This is a genomic window from Sporomusa sp. GT1, from assembly GCF_014634905.1.
In the GTDB taxonomy this organism is placed as follows: Bacteria; Bacillota; Negativicutes; order Sporomusales; family Sporomusaceae; genus Sporomusa; species Sporomusa sphaeroides.
The window spans coordinates 1-16,402 of record NZ_BMBX01000023.1; the positions used below are offsets into that span (position 1 = coordinate 1).

Here is a 16,402-nt window from a genome sequence, read left to right on the forward strand (position 1 = left end):
AGCACACATTGCCATTGTATTGCCGGGCGTCTCATTTTTCAAAGACCGTTTTTACTCCTTACAGGAATGCTCCTTATAATATATAAAAATCTCCCGGCAAATTGCCGGGAGAAGATCTGCTGCAACCAGGCGGCATTGTTCCTTGGAACGGAAAGCCCCTGCTTGCTAATCTCCTCCCCATCGCTCGCGGGTCAAACGGTGATTGTAAAACAGGCAGTTCTCCTGGCTCCGGCTCATCATGCACCCAGACCTTCCCGGAATTTTCCTTCCAGTGGCATATCCTGGGTTTACTCCCCGTTACAGTGGCGGGACCGCGCCGGCTTTCAACCGGACTTCCCTATTAAGCCCCTAAGGGCACCTGTTCCTATTATGTAGTTAGCAATTGCGATATAGTTTAGTATCTAAACTATATCGGCAAAAAAAATTATCCATATTAGCGGCGACACTCCCGCCTCCACAGGTGGCGGTAATTCAGGCGGGATGACTCCTGCCTGGCCCGACGTGCCAACCGCGCTGAACCGAATTCACTTTTTTAGTACTTCACAAAACGTATCAATGCATTTTTCAAATATGGCTATTTCCTGAGCCGTCAACTGGGCACTGAGCTTATCATAAAATTGCCGGTTTAACTGCTCATGCGCCAGATACGCCTGTCGGCCCTTTGCGGTCAGTGAAACCAGCGTCGCCCGGTTGTCGGTGGTGTGCGGCGTGCGCTGAACACAGTCTTTAGCCTCCAGCCGGCTGATAAGCTGGGTCACCGCCCCCTTAGTAACGCCTAAGTGCGCCGCCAGTTCACTCATCAAAATCCGACCGTTAACCCCTATCGCATCAATGGTATGAATTTCGCTGGGCGTTAAACAGCCTGCGGCACCAAACTGGTGCGGATGCCGTTCCAGACGCTTGAGCTGCATAATAAGCCGCCCGATACGAGCACTTCCCTGTTTGGGATCACAGCTTTCCGATGATGAGCACATATTTCCGACCTCCCGCAAATAGTTTAGCATATAAACTATTTATTGTAAAGATATACCAAGGAAATCCCTTAACTGCTAAGCGAAAAATCTATTAGCCGGCGTACAAAACATTATCACAACAAGGCAATTAACTAAGATGGCAGGAGTATCTACAAGTAGAATAGATAGATCAAGTGGGACAAGGGACCTGTCCCCTTGTCCCAGAAAAATCCCCTTGCCTTGGGGTTCCGGGGCGAACGGATAGCCAAGACAAGGGGATTGTGGCAGTACTTTTTCGGTTGAAAGTCATAGCTAATTTAATTGGGAGTATAATGTAGATGATGAATTACATGTTTTGTGATTAGTTGAAGCTCAGGATTCTTTGGCCGTTTACGGTTTTCAGGCCGGTCTTGGCTTCTTCAGCTGCTTTGCGAGCTTGTTGTGCCAGGGCAGTCTGGGAAGCAAAGGATTTGGCCACGCCGGACATGCTCTTAGCGGCAAGACCTGAAGTTTGATCCGGGGCAAGGATAATCGCGGAGTTCAGGCTGGCATACGGGCCAAAGCTGCTGCCACCCAAATCAACTGCTGTAAAGGTTTTATCAGCCTTCTTAGCGCTGCTGACAAGCAGGCTGGAATAAATGTCGATTTGGTTGCCTTTAACAAACCAGAAGCGGTTGCTGTCGGCATAGATGCCCCAGAGGTAGCCGGGAGCGTTGCTGAGATTGCTGACATTGGTCCAGGCCGACGGGGAGGTGAGATTGGCTACGGTAGTGCGGTATACGCCGCCGTCCATATTCCAGCTGGTGTTATAGTTACCGAGGAATACATAGGCATTATTGGCGTCCACGATGGTAATATCACGGAAATCGCCGGTCATAGAAGCAGTCTTGTTGACGGTGGTCTTGGTGAAGTTTGACAAATTAATGATGTCCAGGCGGGTGTCAGCGTTGGAGCTGCCGGCATTCTGCATGCCGCCCAGGGCGCAAACGTAGAGTTTGTTGTCATAATGATCGAGGGTAAAGGCATTTTTGCCAACAGTTATATAATTAACATAGCTTAAATTACCATTGGCTTGTATGTTGAATTTCACAACAACACTATCGGAATACTCTGAATAGCCGCCATTCGGATTAACGGTAAACAGCGCATACAAATTGTTGCCAACAACGGTTAAGCCTTCACCATGGACCGAAGCACCGGCTGGTACGACTGTTGTGGGAATGCTCGGCCAAGCTGTCGGAAACTGATAGCTTGTTTTTTGCGTATAACCATTGCTCATATCTACTACCGAGATTTTGCCCAAATCATAGCCGGTAGCGTAGAGGAAATTACCCTTGGTAGCCACCGCGTGCAGATTGCGTACGGCGTCCCATTTCTTTTCGGTAATCGAAGGCGTCCAAGAAGATGCAAACGGGTCAATGATTTTATTGTCGATTAAGGTTGCCGGAGCATACACATTATACTGGCGCAACACCAGGCGGCTTTCATTGCCCTGGAAGAAGTTGAACAGGGCCGGGTCGCTGTTTAAACCGGTGACCTTGGTGTTGGACGTGAAGGTGCCGGGAGCGGCAGTCCGGTCGCCATTAATGGCGCCGGCCAGACCCTGGGTGTAATTGGAATCAACTACTGTGTAGCCGAATAAGTTTTCCGTGGCGGCCAGCGCCGCCGAACTGCCAAGCACAGACAGAGTCAGGGCTGCTACGATAGCCCGTTTAAGAAAACCGAATTTCTTTTTCATGATTCATGACCTCACTTTTCTTTAATTTTTCCTGTGTGAAAAAATCCAGAGGTACCATCAGTGTATTTCCGCCATCACTCCCTTCGCTTCAGACTGGTCTTGCCGGCCTGAAATGCGGGCATCACCTCCTTTACCAGTGCAGGCTGCTACTAGTACTTGTACTGCAAGGTCATATAATAGGTGCGGCCTTGCAGCGGATATTGAAGCAGACTGTTTTTCAAACTAGCACTAATAGCAGAGTCTTCCCTCGTCAGCCTCATCTCCGGCCCTTTGTCAAAGAGGTCATTTACACCGGCGATGAGTTGACAATCTTTCGTCATTTTATATTTAGCCCCCAGTCCGACGGTAGTCAGAGAGCTTTGTACCTCAGCTTGACTGTATTTATTAAAGTACATTGCCCCCACATACTTCATTTCGGAAAAAATAGCCAGTTGCCTGTCCGGCCGGTATGTCAGCCGAACGGAGCCCTCCCATTCCGGCGTGTATGTCTGCTTTATTTTTGCATAGACTGGCGGCGCATTGCTGGTGGCATTAGATTGCTCCCACGCCTTGGTATGCAGGTAGGTGCTGGCCAGGTTCAGATCCCATTTGTTCCAGCTAAAATTGCCCTGCAATTCCACACCATTGACCCGCCCTTTGGACGAATTGGTGTAAGACCAGAAATCATAACCGTAGCGGTACAGTTGCAGCAGATTCTCGGATTTACGGCCGAAATAGGTCAGTTGCACCTGGGAGGAGTTAGTACCCAGCAGTTTGCCGTCCCAGATAGCCGACAAATCCCACTGGGTTCCTTCCTCCGGTACCGGGAACTTACTGCCATAAACATTGCCCGCGCCGGTATTAGGCCGGGGCAGGATGCCGGCGCCATCGCCGGCAATCTCATACAGGTTAAGCAGCCGGTAGTAGGTGCCATAGGTGGAGCGCAAGGTCAGGTGGTCGTCCACCTGTTTTTTCAGCGCCACCTGCCAGGTGACCTTATCATTGACCTGGGAATCCTCCTTCTTAACCCAGATATGATTCTTATCGATGGGATCTTCTTTGTTGCCCGCCGCCTGCCCCATGACCTTAGAATAATTATAGCGGATGCTGGGGGTCAGCCAGAAGTCTGCAGCCTGGTTAAGAGTAATGGTATCTTGCAATTGGAGATTGAATAACGTCTGTTCATAATACTTTCGGAACCGTTCAGCATTAGTGGTCTCATCATCAAAATCAAGCTCATCCATCCTGTTTCCATCAATATCCATTTTCTCCTTGGACCAGTTGGCCAGGAACTCAAACATATGGTTGCTACCAGCCTTATAGGTGCCATCAATGGCTCCACCAAGCCGCCGCGAGTCATAGGTACTCCATTTTTGAAGCATCTTTTCATTTCCGCCAGCCCCATGATCCGGATTGCTGTAGTGCTTATCCTGATCAAGATAATTGACCTGCCAGCCCCACTCCAGATTGCCGGATGTATCCCGCCGTCCCACCAGCAAATCCTTGGTTGTCAGTTCCTGCCGTTTTCGCTCGAATTGTCCTGGCAGATCCACTACTGTAGTGGACGTGTTAGAGGTACTCCACTGAAGTACTCGCGGCAGCCCCCGGTCAATTTTCTTCCAGCTGCCCTTGACCAGCCAGTGGTCATCCTGCCATTTGATAATGGCATCAGTATTTTTATAGTCGTTGTTGCGCCGCCAGCGGGTATTATCATCAGAAATCTCGGACATTAGCTTTCGCGTACCTGCGCTCTGCTCATATAAAGTAGTTCTTACCGCATCCAGTGCGGCTTTGGATTCCCGGTCATATAGCTGTTCCGCATCAGCCAGTGTAAAGCCCGGATTATGTCCAATATTATTTGCGACATAATCGTCAAGCATCTCCTGCTTGCTGGAAAACCAATTATTCAAATACCAGTTGTCCCGTGCACCGGACAAATACTGATTGTAAACAGCCGGGTCATTAAATGCCGAATCAACTTCCTCAAACGTGGAATAATTAGGATTAACTCCTGTATAGAACTCCATGTCACTATTGAATGTATCCAGGACATATTTCATATCCGCCTGCAATCCCGGCATCTCTTTTGCGTAAACTTCTTTAGAGTACGGATTCTCATAGCGGAAATCCCCGTCGCTCTCATCGCGGTTGATGCCGATCATCAGGCTGCCCGTCCCCAGCGGCTGGGTGATCTCCAGGCCGGCGACAGTACCGCCCCAGGAGCTTTTGCCGATTTGAGCCGAAATATTGGCTTTGTCGGGCTTCTTGGTGACGATGTTGATGACCCCGCCCATATAGGTACCGCCGAACCGGGCCGGGATATAGCCACGGTAGACCTCGATCCGCTCGACATTGCTGACAGGAATTGTCGAGATATCGACAGCCGCATCCCCACCGAGGTTGGACAGCACACCATCCACGAATACGCCCACCTGGGCCGCTGTACTGCCCCGGACGGTGACGGTGGTATACTGCCCTTTGCCGGACACATAACGGACATGGACGCCAGGCACATCCTTGAGCAATTCGGGCAATGTTTTCTGCTCTCCCTTGTAATCGTCAGGCCGGATAATAGTCACCGTGCCTGGCGACAGCTTGGATTCCCAGTCAGGGCGCTTGGCTTCGACGGTGATGGCTTCCAGGGCATATTCCTGCGCCTGTCCGGGGTCTGCCGCCACAGTGTCCTGTGTTTCCTGTGACGGCTCGCCGCCGGCCTCGGCCGCATGAACGATGCCGCTGGAACCGGGTACCGAAAGCCCCGGAGCCATACCCAGGGCCAGCGTACAGCAGACGCCAAGCGCCAGGGCTCTTTTGCTTAATTTGCCTTGTTTCAACGAACACTCTCTCCTTTTTACCAATAGTGCTCTTGCCAAAATTTCCGGAAATATTGGCTTGTTTACCGTTGTTGTATCCTCTGTCTCCTTTCTCCAGTAAATTTCCCTATCTTCTCCCTGTCGCTCGCAGGTCAAACGAAGACTTTCCGTACAGGCAGGTCTCCTGGCTCCGGTTCATCGTCCGCCCGGCCTTCCCGGAAGTTTTTCCAGTGGCATGGTAAGGGCTGACTCCGCGTTACAGTGGCGGGACCGCGCCGGTTTTGCACCGGACTTCCCTATTAAGCCCTGCAGGGCACCTGTACTCATTTTTTTGTGATGCTTTTTCGTACCCAATTCCATTTTTACAATAAAAAATGGATTTCTCATAAGGCCAACCGCTCCGGGTTACAGAGTGTTGACTATATGAGAAATCCATTGTCCACAGTGTTATTGCAGCAAAGCTGACATAACCAGCCTATGAAACAGACTGCCCAGATAATCCCCTACCCATCGCTCGCAGGTCAACGGTGATTGTTGTACAGGCAGTTCTCCTGACTCTGGCTCATCGCTCGCCCAAACCTTCCCAGGACTCCTCGTCCCAGTGGCATATCCTTGGGTTCACTCCCCATTACAGTGGCGGGACCGCGCCGGCTTTGCACCGGACTTCCCTATTAAGCCCCGAAGGGCACCTGTACCGATATATAGTTTTGTTGTTTAACCGCTTGGCAAAATAGTGATTTATTTATTGCCTGTACCGGCTTGATACGGATGGTTCAGGTAGTTGCAGGCTTTGACCGGCTGGCCGGTAAAATACAGGGTCAGTTCACCGGGATTCATCAGCCAGTTAAGCCGGCGATACTCCCAGGCCCAGGGGGCTGAAACCCTGACCGCATTATAGCTGTCAAAATAGCCCCAGCGGGAGAAAACACGGCCTTGTCCGATATCCTGGCGTCGCTCCCACAAGGCTGTCAGGGGAAGCAAAACATAGTCCATATATCCCGCCCCAGACTGTTGGTCACTGCCCAGGCGGCTGCCGGCCGCACTCAGCACCTGCATATTCTTTTTCCGCAGCAGCCGGCTGTTTTTACCGGCGGCGGCAACGGCGTGAGTTCCGGTGCGAAGCTGTAATACCGGGTGCCCGTCTGCCAGGAACACTCGCCCACCATCCCGTGTTCTCCATTTACCGTTACTGTAGGTCACCAGCAAATCAAGAGCGCCGGTGTTATCCGGCAGTTTCCTTACGGCAAGCAGCACACCGGTCATGGCATGTTCATGGCCACGGCCATGACGTGGATAGTATTGATAATAGCCAAGATAATAATGGGTGTCGCTTTCCACCACAGAATAGTACATAGCATGCGCCAGCGGGTAAAAGTACAGGTTGTACCAATTGTTGTTGAGCTGCCAGTCGAGGTCATAATTGACCAGAGTAAATACATTTTGCTTTGCCGCCAGACCATCGCTGTGATCGGACTGGCAGACGACCGGCGCCCACTGTCTGACAATATCCGGCGCAGCTATCGCTGAAACCGGCTGTGCAAGTAACAGTGCCGGCAAAAGCATGAGGCATCCTACAACGCTAACAGCGAGTCGGTTACAAAGTTTTGTTATATAATGTGATTTCGTCAATGGCGTATACCTCCATATTCCAGGTACCACCGCGGGGAGGTGACGCAATCATAACGTTTTGCCCGACAAAAGAGATAAGCTTGCCTGTCGCCAGAGCGGTTTCCAGCAGGCTTTGCAGCTTTTGCTCGGACGTTCTGACCACAATGGCTTTTCCGGGCGGCTCGCGAAGTTCAATAACCGCATAACAGCTATTGGAGGGCGCATAACAATTTATGAGCGTGACATGACCGGATAACTGAACCATTGGCGGCATCAAGGCAACGCCGGAAACAGGCTGATTCACCGTGGCGGCAGAATGAGTCTGGGTTAACGGCAGGTTCAAAAACAAGATTAACAGGCCCAGGCTAATCGCCTTTAATACTATATTCATGACAGGTATCACTCCCAAAATATTCAGGCTATGATCGTCTGTGAGAAACACATAAACCTAATGCACACCTGAATCATATTCCTGAACGGTGGCGGCTAAGAAGTCGTCACCGATGATTTTAGGGGTCAGCATAATCACCAGTTCGGTCTCAGTAACTTGCTTATCGGTTGAGTGGAAAAGCTTTCCCACCAGCGGCAGCTGCCCCAGCACCGGAACCTTGAAGGTAGTATTGGTTTCCTGGCGCTGAATTAAGCCGCCCAGTACAATGGTTGCCCCGCTTTTAACCCTGAGGGTGGCATCTGCCTGGCGGGTGCGGATATTGGGATTGCCGTTTTTGGTGGTATCGGTCTTGTTGCTCACTTCCGGCTGAATATGGGTAGTTATGAAACCATCTTTGTTTACAGTTGGGGTCACTCCTAATTTAATCCCCACCTCAACATAGATGACGGAGATAATGGGCATGCTGCCGGTAGTAGGCTGCGAGCTTTCGACAGCCAGCTTGTCCCCGATAAGGATTTGCGCCTTTACCCCGTCCAAGGTGGCGATACGCGGGCTTGCCAGCAGCCGGCCTTTTTTCTTTTCGATTAAATGGTTGATAATTCCCTGAAGATTGACGCCGTACCTGCCGGTAGTAATCCAGAAATTTGAATGGTCGTAGAGCTTTTCGGAAGGCAGCAGGGTCTTAGCTCCCCAGTCAACACCGAGGTTGGATGAATCATCGCGGTTAATCTCCAGTACCTGCACTTCAAACATAACCTGCGGCGGCGGTGTATCAATTTTTGCCAGCAGTTGCTCCACCTGTCTGTATATATCGGGAGTGCTCATAATCACCAGGATATTGCGCAGCGGATCGGTTTTAATCTGTTCTTCCGGGACCAGGGCACTCAGCAGCGGTCTGGCCTGATCGACCTTTAGATAGTTGAGCTGTACCACTAGCGGTCCCTGAAGATCAGTTTCAGGTTCGGGCGCAGGCTGCAGTTGCAGTCCGGGCTCCGGCTCAGCGCCCGGTTCCAGGCCGGAGGCGGTGACATGCCCTGCCTGGCCGGTAGTCCCAGGGGTTGTTCCGGATTCATTTTCCGGCAAACCGCCAATGCTTACTGCAGCCTGCCGGTCAACAGCCGTATCCGGCAGGACTGCCGGCGGTGCCGGGGAGGCCTGAGCAAGCCAGGGCAACAGAAAGAGCAGCAATAGGAAGGTGAAGAAGGTAGTACGATACCGGCGGCAATGGTACACTCGATTCACCGACTTTCAGTTAGTAGGAGTAGGAGTTGATAAAAAGAAAGAAGCCTCCTGCGAATAACCGACAGGGGCTTCTTATTGATCCCGGCAAACAGCCGGAACTACATGCAAAAAAACATGCAGCCAAATCCCCTTCCCATCTCTCGCAGGTCAACGGTGATTGTTGTACAGGCAGTTCTCCTGGCTTAGGCTCATCGCTCCTCCAAACCTTCCCAAGACGATCGTCTCAGTGGCATATCATGGATTCGCTCCCCATTACAGTGGCGGGACCGCACCGGCTTTTAACCGGTTTCTCTATTATGTCCTTGCGGACACCTGTACCTGGAAATATTTATTTTTTGTTTAGTTGTCTGTTTTCTAAATTTTATCATAAATGGATAACTTTGTCGAAAGTTTTTATCCTACTAAATTCGACAAACTTTTTATGGAAACTTTGAGCCGATACTGTGCCTGGTATTGCGCTGGCAGGTAGTGGGAGTATTAATTATTCCGCACATAATTTTTAACAATTTCGTACATGGAGTCGGCAAAGGTCTTTACGGGAACAGGGGCGAACTTTGCGATTTGCTGACGTTCTTCCAACACGGTTCCCTGTTCACTGACCACCTTTATCGCGGTAACTGCATAGGTTTTGTCTCTGGTCTTAAATGCCATCCAGATTTCGCTGTAGGCGACTTTGTCTTCTGCTGTCAGTTTTTCCTGATATTTGTCATGTAAATTGCCGATAAGCTTCGGATCGGTAAAGATGGTTTTGGTCAGAACATGGACCAGGTTGTTATCGGCTTCATCAACCTTAAGCGAGGTATGGTCAAAGGCAAAAATGCCAATATCATTCTTGAATACCTGCACCCAGCGCTGTCGCTCGATCTCCGCTTCGCTGGGCTTGGGCCGGACACTGAGCTCCCAGTCCAGCGGCGAATTAGCAGGAGGCTCCTCCGCCTGCACGGGAACGGCCGCAAGCAGAAGCAAGCACAAAGCGAACAGCAGTATTTGTTTTGTCATGTAAGACTCCTTTCATCTACCTGCATATATCGCAACTATCTGCGTGGGCGATAACATTTACTTTCACGTCATAAAAAGTACTTCCCTTCCCTTTATCAGTAAGTCTTTGAGAAGTCAGCACATTGACCGACCGATCGCCTACAGCATGTTCGATCCACCACACGCCTTCGGTTACAACAACTGATTCCGGTACTTTCGCGCTGGTTTTCAGCGTAAAAACCGCTTTGCCGCGTTCGTTATAAACAACAATAAGCTGACCGTCTTTTAAGCTTTTCTTAGCGGCATCTGCCGGGTTCATTTGCAGGATCATTGTATTGTTTTTCGTCAGGTCTTCCCGTTCATTAAAGGACGAATCCAATATCCGGGCATCGGGCGAATTAATCAGCCAAAACTCTGCGTTGTCGCCATAAGGCTCAAGATATCTTGGCAAGGGTTCCTCTTCTCTGGGATTTATTATTTCAATTTTTCCTGACGGTGTTTGAAATTGCAGCTTATAATCGTCAGGCAGCGGCAAGTCCACCGGATATCCTTGCCGCAGTTTTTCCATTTCGGTTTGCTCCAGCCAGGGAGTGGGATTGGCCAGAATACTGTCAATCAGGGCTTCCTCGGTCTGCTGAAAGAACGGCTCCTTGATTCCCATCGCCGCAGCTAGGAGGCAGAATACCTCCCAATTGGATTTTGACTGCCCTACCGCGTCAATTACCTTGAGAGCACGCTGTACGACATAATGCCCGTAGGCACGGTATATATCACTGTGTTCGAGGGAAGTCGTCGCCGGTAATACCACATCTGCGTAGTTAGCCGTGTCGGTCATGAACCGTTCATGCACTACGGTAAAAAGTTCTTCCCGGGCTAAGCCCTGCAGGACCCGGTTTTGATCAGGAGCTGTTATGGCCGGATTGGAGCTGTGCACATATAGCCCCATTACCGGAGGATCCTTTACTTCATTCAGGGCATGTCCCAATTCATTCATGTTGATCAGCCGCGGCGTACCTTTCTGCAAGTCTTCCCGGGTGATTAATTTGGTGTCAAAGGCACCTGCCGTAGTTGTGCCGGTCAATACGCCGCCACCGCTTTTTTGCCATGCACCAATCACCGCCGGCAGACAAGTAAGAATCCGTACGGTCATTGCTCCGTTGCCATAGCGGGATAAACCACTCCCCATTCTGATAAACGGGGCCTCTGCCGCAGCATACTGTCTTGCCAGCTCCTCGATTGTACCGGCAGCAATTCCGGTTATTTTGCTGACTGCTGCCGGTGTATACTGAGGCAGCACCGTAGCTGCCAGTTCCTCATACCCCTGCACGTATTGCCTGATAAAATGCTGGTCTGCCAGCTTGTCGCGCGCAATAACATGCATCATGCCCAGCGCCAAAGCCCCGTCGCTACCCGGACGAACCAGTATGACCTGATCGGAAATTTTCGCAGTAGGCGTTTCATAAGTATCAATCAGCCATACTTTAGCGCCCTTGGCCTTGGCGATATGTATATCATGCATAATATGAATATCTGTCGCCAGAGCGCTGATACCCCACAAAATGATCAGATCACTGGCTTGCAGCTCGCCGGGGTGTGGCGCTATAGTTTGCCCCATTACAGCTTTCCAGCCATAGTCCTTGGCTGGCGAACAGATTGTCCGCTCCAGCCGGGATGCACCCAGGCTATAGAAAAAGGGATGACCGGCATTGCGCTGAACAAGTCCCATTGTGCCGGCATAAGAGTAGGGCAATATTGCCTCCGCCCCATATTGAGCAATAATTCCCTGCCATCTATCAGCAATGATGCCAATGGCTTCTTCCCAGGAAACCGGCGTGAAGGCGCCGCTGCCCTTGGGACCGGACCGCAGCAATGGCGTTAAAAGTCTCCGCTTAGAATAAACTGTTCTTTCATAATGAGCCATTTTAGGACAAAGTGTCCCGCGTGTGAACGAATGCTCCGGATCGCCCTGGACTCTAACAACCGTTTCACCCTCTTTATAGATAAGCAAGCCGCAGGTGTCAGGACAATCATAGGGACAAACAGACCGCAAGATTTCCATGAAATTCTCTCCCTTGTTGTTTGAAGGTTTGATTTTCTATGGCTATTATACCATAAAAATACAAATTATTACGGTTGCCATCCAACAACAAGCGATTAATGAAACCAAGTCCGCACAGGATGGCGGTCAAAAAACAGGAAAACTATCGGAATAACAATAAGGTAAAAACGGTAGATGAGAGCAAGCCGCCAATAAGCACCCAGGCCATGCTCACCCTGGTCTCGGCACCCTCGCTCAAAGCCAGGGCAGTGGGCAGCATGCCGACCACCATGGTCAGGGTAGTCATGCAGATAGGCCTTAAACGGGTTTTGCCTGCCTCCACCAATGCTTCATAGGCGCTCATGCCCCGCCCCATCAGTGTCAGTGTGTAATCCAGCAGCAGAGTGCCGTTTTTGGCCACCAGCCCGTCCATGACTAAAAAGCCGACAAGGGAATAGACATTGATGGTATTATTGGTAAAAAGCAAAAACAACAGGCTCCCGATTAATCCCAGCGGCAGCGATAACATCCGGATAACAGGCGTGAAGGCCGATTCATAGAGCACAGCCAGCAGCATATATACCAGCAGGAGAGACAAAACCAACGCCTGGATAATTTCTCCGTAGCTGCTGTCCATCTCGGCCGCCTGCCCGCCAAAACGGTAGGTGACGCCTTCCGGCAAGGCGTCCTCTTTTAGCAGGCTGTCCAGCTCCTGCAGCACCTCGTTTAAGGGACGGTCAGTTATATTGGCCTGCACAATAAGGGAACGCTGCTTATTCAGCCGGGTAATGCCGACAGGCCCCACCCCCTCTTCAATCCGGGCCACATCCCCCAGAAACACCATTTTGCCATCGGCTTTAACCGGAATAGTGGTCAGATCGGAGGGTTTAAAATATTCGCTGCCTTTTAGCCGGACGACAATATCGGTGTCACGCCCGTTATTGTTGCTGTCATTGGGCAGCACTCCGGCCTTTTTGCCATTAATCGCGCCGGCAAAAGCCTCTTTAACGTCCTGTACCGAGGTAGTAAAGAATTTCAGTTTTTCCCGGTCAACTGTCAGCTTAAATTCAGGAACCCCTACCCGATAGTTGCTGCGGATCTCCTTGGTGCCCTCAATGTTGGCCAGGATGGCCTGCAGTTGATAGGAGGCCCTGACTAAATCAGCCATATCTGATCCTAAGAGATAAATTAAAACCGGAGAGTGTATCTCGGCACCGCCTGTCGAAATACCGGCCACCGATGACTCGGTTTCATAAACCCGCACTGAGGCATGAGCAAGCTGGCGGCGGGCAAAGTTTCTGACATCCTCGGTAATTTCCCAAATACTGCGGTCCCGTTCTCTTTTCCCCACAAGCTGTACGGTCAGCCTGCCCCAGTTGCTGCTGCTGCCGCCGACATTACTCAGACAGTAGGTTACTTCCGGAATTGTCAGGATATATTGCTCCAACTGACTGATCACCGCATCGGTCATTTCCAGGTTCTGTCCCACAGGCAATTCGACACTGACCCGGAAATTGCTTTCATCTGTCCGCGGCATATATTCGGCCCCGATTACCCCGAGAGGAATCAGGGCGACAGTACCAACCAGCAAAATAAGTACACCGGCAATCACTCTCCTGCCATGAGCCAGACTCCGGCGCAGCAGCTTTTCGTACTTATCAACAGCGGCTGTTTCCAGCCTGTCCATAAAAGTCCAGATCCTTCCGCTAACCGGGGCTGCCCCGGAGGAAAATAGCCGTGCGGCCAGCATCGGGGTTAAGGTAAAAGAAATGAACAGTGAAAACAAAGTGGCAAATACAATGGTCAATCCAAATTGGCGAAAATACTGCCCGGTCATATCGGTCATAAAGGCGATGGGCAAAAACACCACCACATCACACAGGGTAATGGCGATGGCCGCTGTGCCGATTTCGTTGCGCCCCTCTTCGGCAGCCACGGCCGGCGGTTTGCCCAGTTGCAAATGTCTATGGATATTCTCCAGGACAACAATGGCATCATCCACTAATATTCCGATACACAACGCCATGCCCATCAGGGACATCATATTAAAGGTAAAGCCTGCCGCATACATAACCAAAAAAGTGGAAATCAGCGATGTCGGGATGGCAATCATGACGGCAACTGTTGATCGCCAGCCGCGCAGAAATAAAAATAATACCAGGCCGGTAGTCATGATGCCCTCAAACAGGGCAATCAGGGTATTATGCAAGGCGTTGTCAATATAATTGGCGTCATTGGTTACCACAATAAACTGATATTCCGGATATTCGTCCTGCAGTGCCGCCAGTTCCCGCTGCACCGCTTTAACTGTGTTGACAATATTGGCATCACTGTTTTTATATACCTGCAGGGTGATGGCATCATCCCCGTTTACCCGCCCATAGCGGGTGGCACGGCTGTCCTGCCCGGTTATCTCGGCAATCTCGGTTAAGGGTATGGCACCGCCGCCGCTATTGGCAAGATATACCCGCTTGATTTCTTCGGCAGACTGGTAGCGGGCCGCTAAGCGCACATCACTTTCCTGCGTCGCGGAATACACGGAACCGGCAGGCAAGAGCAGGTTATCGCCTTTAATACGCTCGGCAATCTGATTTAGTGACAGGTTATACAAGGCTAGTTTGTCACGGTCAACCAGTACGGCGATTTCCCGGTCACGACCGCCGCCGACGGCCACATCGGATACACCGCCGGCCCGCTGGAGCCGCTCTTTAAAAATTTGGTCGGCTTTGCCATAGATGTCGGACAATGGGTATTTTGCTTTTACCGCAATTTCCATAACCGGCACAGCATTGGCATCCCGCCGGCTTATCACCGGTTCCTCCACCTCCACCGGCAGTTTTTTCCGCACCCGGTTGATGGCCTTGGAAGCGTCGATGGAGGCAATATCGCCATTGGCCATATAGTCAAATTCCAGGACGATCGTAGCCCGTTCCGGCTTGGCAATGGCAAGAATCCGCTTTAAATGCGATAAGGAAACCAATTCCTGCTCCAGTGGCTTGACCACCATTTCCTCAACTTCTTCCACGCTGGCGCCGGGATATTCAACAGCTATGGAAAAATAGGGACTGTTCAGGGCCGGCAGCAGCTCCACACCGATACGGAAAAAGCTGTATAGCCCCAGCACGACGAACAGCATGACAATCATGGTTATGCCGACAGGACGCTGAATAGAAAACCGGGTGATGTTCATAGCTGCGTATCCACCTCAACCACCATACCCGGTTTAAGCCGGGATACATTACTGACGGCCACCCGTTCTCCTGCGTTAATGCCTGTAAGCAGTTCCACGGCCTCATCATTGCGTTGTCCGGTTGTCACCAGGCGCTGCTTGGCCTGATTTTTGTCATCAATGACAAATACATACTGCTTGCCGTTTTTTTCTGTAACCGCGGTTTTCGCCACAAACAAAGTCTGCTCTCTAAGCAGCCCGGCAATACCGGCATGGGCGAACATACCGCTTTTGACGTCAGCATCTGCCGGGGTTAACGCCAGCCTGACAGTAAAGAGCCGGGTTTGGGCATCGGCTGCCGGACTGATATAAATAATGCTGCCAGGATACTCCTTCCCCAGTGAATCAATGGCAACCATTACCTGCATGCCACTCCGGATTTGCGCGGCGTTCTGCTCGGAAACCAGGCAATCAACATAGCTGCTGCTATTATCAACAACCGTCAGCAGCTTTTGCCCGGCCTGCACAAAGGCTCCTGCCTCCACCTGCCGGTAACCGATGATGCCGTCCCGCGGTGCCCGCAGCAGCCGGTCTTCCCGCTGTTTCTCCAAGGCTTCCAGGCCGTATTTGGCTTTAGCCAGCACTGCCTGTTTGCTTTCCAAAACCGCCGGAACGCCACTTGGCATCGACTGTTCCTTTAGTACGTCCAGGGCTGCTTTCGCATTGACCATTTGCTGTTTGGCCGTATCCAGCGTTTCCCGGGAAATGGCCCCCATATTGTACAAGGCTTCATACCGCCGGTAATTAGCAAGATTCCGCTCATAATCGGCCTCGGCTTTTTGATAATCGGCAGCAAATGCGGCTTTGATTTCGATACTGTCCGCTCCGGCCTGCCGGATAGCGGCTGTTGTCTGGGCGATCACCAGCTCGATATCCGCCAAATCCTGCACAACGAGTATTTGCCCGGCTGTTACTTGCTGGCCTAATTCTACGGCAACCCGGGTAATATGCCCCGCATATTTAGGCGCAATATCGACCTGCGCCGCCGCCACCGTTTGCCCGCTTAGTACAATTCTTGATAACATATCCTGCCGCCGGACTGTCTCTACCGCTACCAAGGGCTTGACTGCGCTGGCTTTTGTCGTATTTCCCGGACTGCTATGGCTTTTCCAGAAGAACAGGCCTCCGGCAAAAACTGCTGCCACCACCACAATCCCCAGCATCTGCCGGCACTTTTTGCTATGTATAATTTTTTCCATCAGTAATGTGTGTTCACTCCATTCCTTAAAGCTGCCGTTATCGCGGTAACAGCCGGAATCGGTTAGTCGCCTTACGGAAGATAACGAACCAAGTGTTCAATGTCTCCCCCAGCGGGGTAAAGGCACGGCAAGCCCATGATGCGCTAAATAACCGCCAACTGATTGTTGGCGGTTATTTATTTTACAGCTTATGATTCCAGGCCAGGGTCCAGTTAAAGGGCAAATCCCAATAAT

The 16,402-nt window shown here is 51.1% G+C and carries 11 protein-coding genes and 4 riboswitches; of the genes, 1 reads left to right on the forward strand and 10 read right to left on the reverse strand.

What is annotated here, in order from left to right:
- Window positions 1–194: 194 nt before the first annotated feature.
- Window positions 195–377, reverse strand: a riboswitch (cobalamin riboswitch).
- A gap of 147 nt (window positions 378–524) precedes the next feature.
- From GT1_RS17885 to GT1_RS17920, 8 genes are all read right to left on the reverse strand, one after another.
- Window positions 525–974, reverse strand: coding sequence for a MarR family winged helix-turn-helix transcriptional regulator (locus tag GT1_RS17885; protein ID WP_223226351.1), 450 nt, complete (start codon window positions 972–974; stop codon window positions 525–527).
- A gap of 340 nt (window positions 975–1,314) precedes the next feature.
- Complete coding sequence (locus tag GT1_RS17890; RefSeq protein WP_223226352.1) at window positions 1,315–2,691, reverse strand: hypothetical protein; 1,377 nt, start codon at window positions 2,689–2,691, stop codon at window positions 1,315–1,317.
- A gap of 149 nt (window positions 2,692–2,840) precedes the next feature.
- Window positions 2,841–5,504 (reverse strand): TonB-dependent receptor domain-containing protein, encoded by a 2,664-nt coding sequence (locus GT1_RS17895; RefSeq protein ID WP_188399857.1) that lies wholly within the window; start codon window positions 5,502–5,504, stop codon window positions 2,841–2,843.
- A 135-nt stretch (window positions 5,505–5,639) separates the two neighbouring features.
- Window positions 5,640–5,819, reverse strand: a riboswitch (cobalamin riboswitch).
- Between the two features lie 187 nt (window positions 5,820–6,006).
- A riboswitch (cobalamin riboswitch) is annotated at window positions 6,007–6,191 on the reverse strand.
- A gap of 30 nt (window positions 6,192–6,221) precedes the next feature.
- On the reverse strand, window positions 6,222–7,040 hold the full coding sequence (locus GT1_RS17900) for a hypothetical protein (RefSeq protein ID WP_188399858.1): 819 nt from the start codon (window positions 7,038–7,040) through the stop codon (window positions 6,222–6,224).
- A 37-nt stretch (window positions 7,041–7,077) separates the two neighbouring features.
- The gene (locus tag GT1_RS17905) at window positions 7,078–7,482 is read right to left on the reverse strand and encodes a hypothetical protein (protein ID WP_188399859.1); all 405 of its coding nucleotides are present in this window, start codon (window positions 7,480–7,482) and stop codon (window positions 7,078–7,080) included.
- Window positions 7,483–7,539: 57 nt separating this feature from the next.
- A complete protein-coding gene (locus GT1_RS17910) occupies window positions 7,540–8,670 on the reverse strand; it encodes a type II secretion system protein GspD (protein ID WP_188399860.1) in 1,131 nt (376 codons plus the stop codon).
- 203 nt (window positions 8,671–8,873) lie between these two features.
- A riboswitch (cobalamin riboswitch) is annotated at window positions 8,874–9,055 on the reverse strand.
- Between the two features lie 146 nt (window positions 9,056–9,201).
- Window positions 9,202–9,723 carry a hypothetical protein gene (locus GT1_RS17915; protein ID WP_188399861.1) on the reverse strand — a complete coding sequence of 174 codons (522 nt, stop codon included), beginning with the start codon at window positions 9,721–9,723 and terminating at the stop codon, window positions 9,202–9,204.
- Window positions 9,724–9,739: 16 nt separating this feature from the next.
- Entirely contained in the window at window positions 9,740–11,761 is a 2,022-nt protein-coding gene (locus GT1_RS17920) for a molybdopterin-dependent oxidoreductase (protein WP_188399862.1), read from the reverse strand.
- A gap of 16 nt (window positions 11,762–11,777) precedes the next feature.
- Here GT1_RS17920 and GT1_RS17925 point away from each other — a divergent pair, with 16 nt between their 5' ends.
- Window positions 11,778–11,915 carry a hypothetical protein gene (locus GT1_RS17925; protein ID WP_188399863.1) on the forward strand — a complete coding sequence of 46 codons (138 nt, stop codon included), beginning with the start codon at window positions 11,778–11,780 and terminating at the stop codon, window positions 11,913–11,915.
- Here the strand turns inward: GT1_RS17925 and GT1_RS17930 are convergent.
- Entirely contained in the window at window positions 11,904–14,930 is a 3,027-nt protein-coding gene (locus GT1_RS17930) for an efflux RND transporter permease subunit (RefSeq protein ID WP_188399864.1), read from the reverse strand. The two genes, GT1_RS17925 and GT1_RS17930, sit on opposite strands and share 12 nt — an antisense overlap.
- Complete coding sequence (locus GT1_RS17935) at window positions 14,927–16,168, reverse strand: efflux RND transporter periplasmic adaptor subunit (RefSeq protein WP_188399865.1); 1,242 nt, start codon at window positions 16,166–16,168, stop codon at window positions 14,927–14,929. The genes GT1_RS17930 and GT1_RS17935 overlap by 4 nt, the downstream gene beginning before the upstream one ends.
- Between the last annotated feature and the right edge of the window lie 234 nt (window positions 16,169–16,402).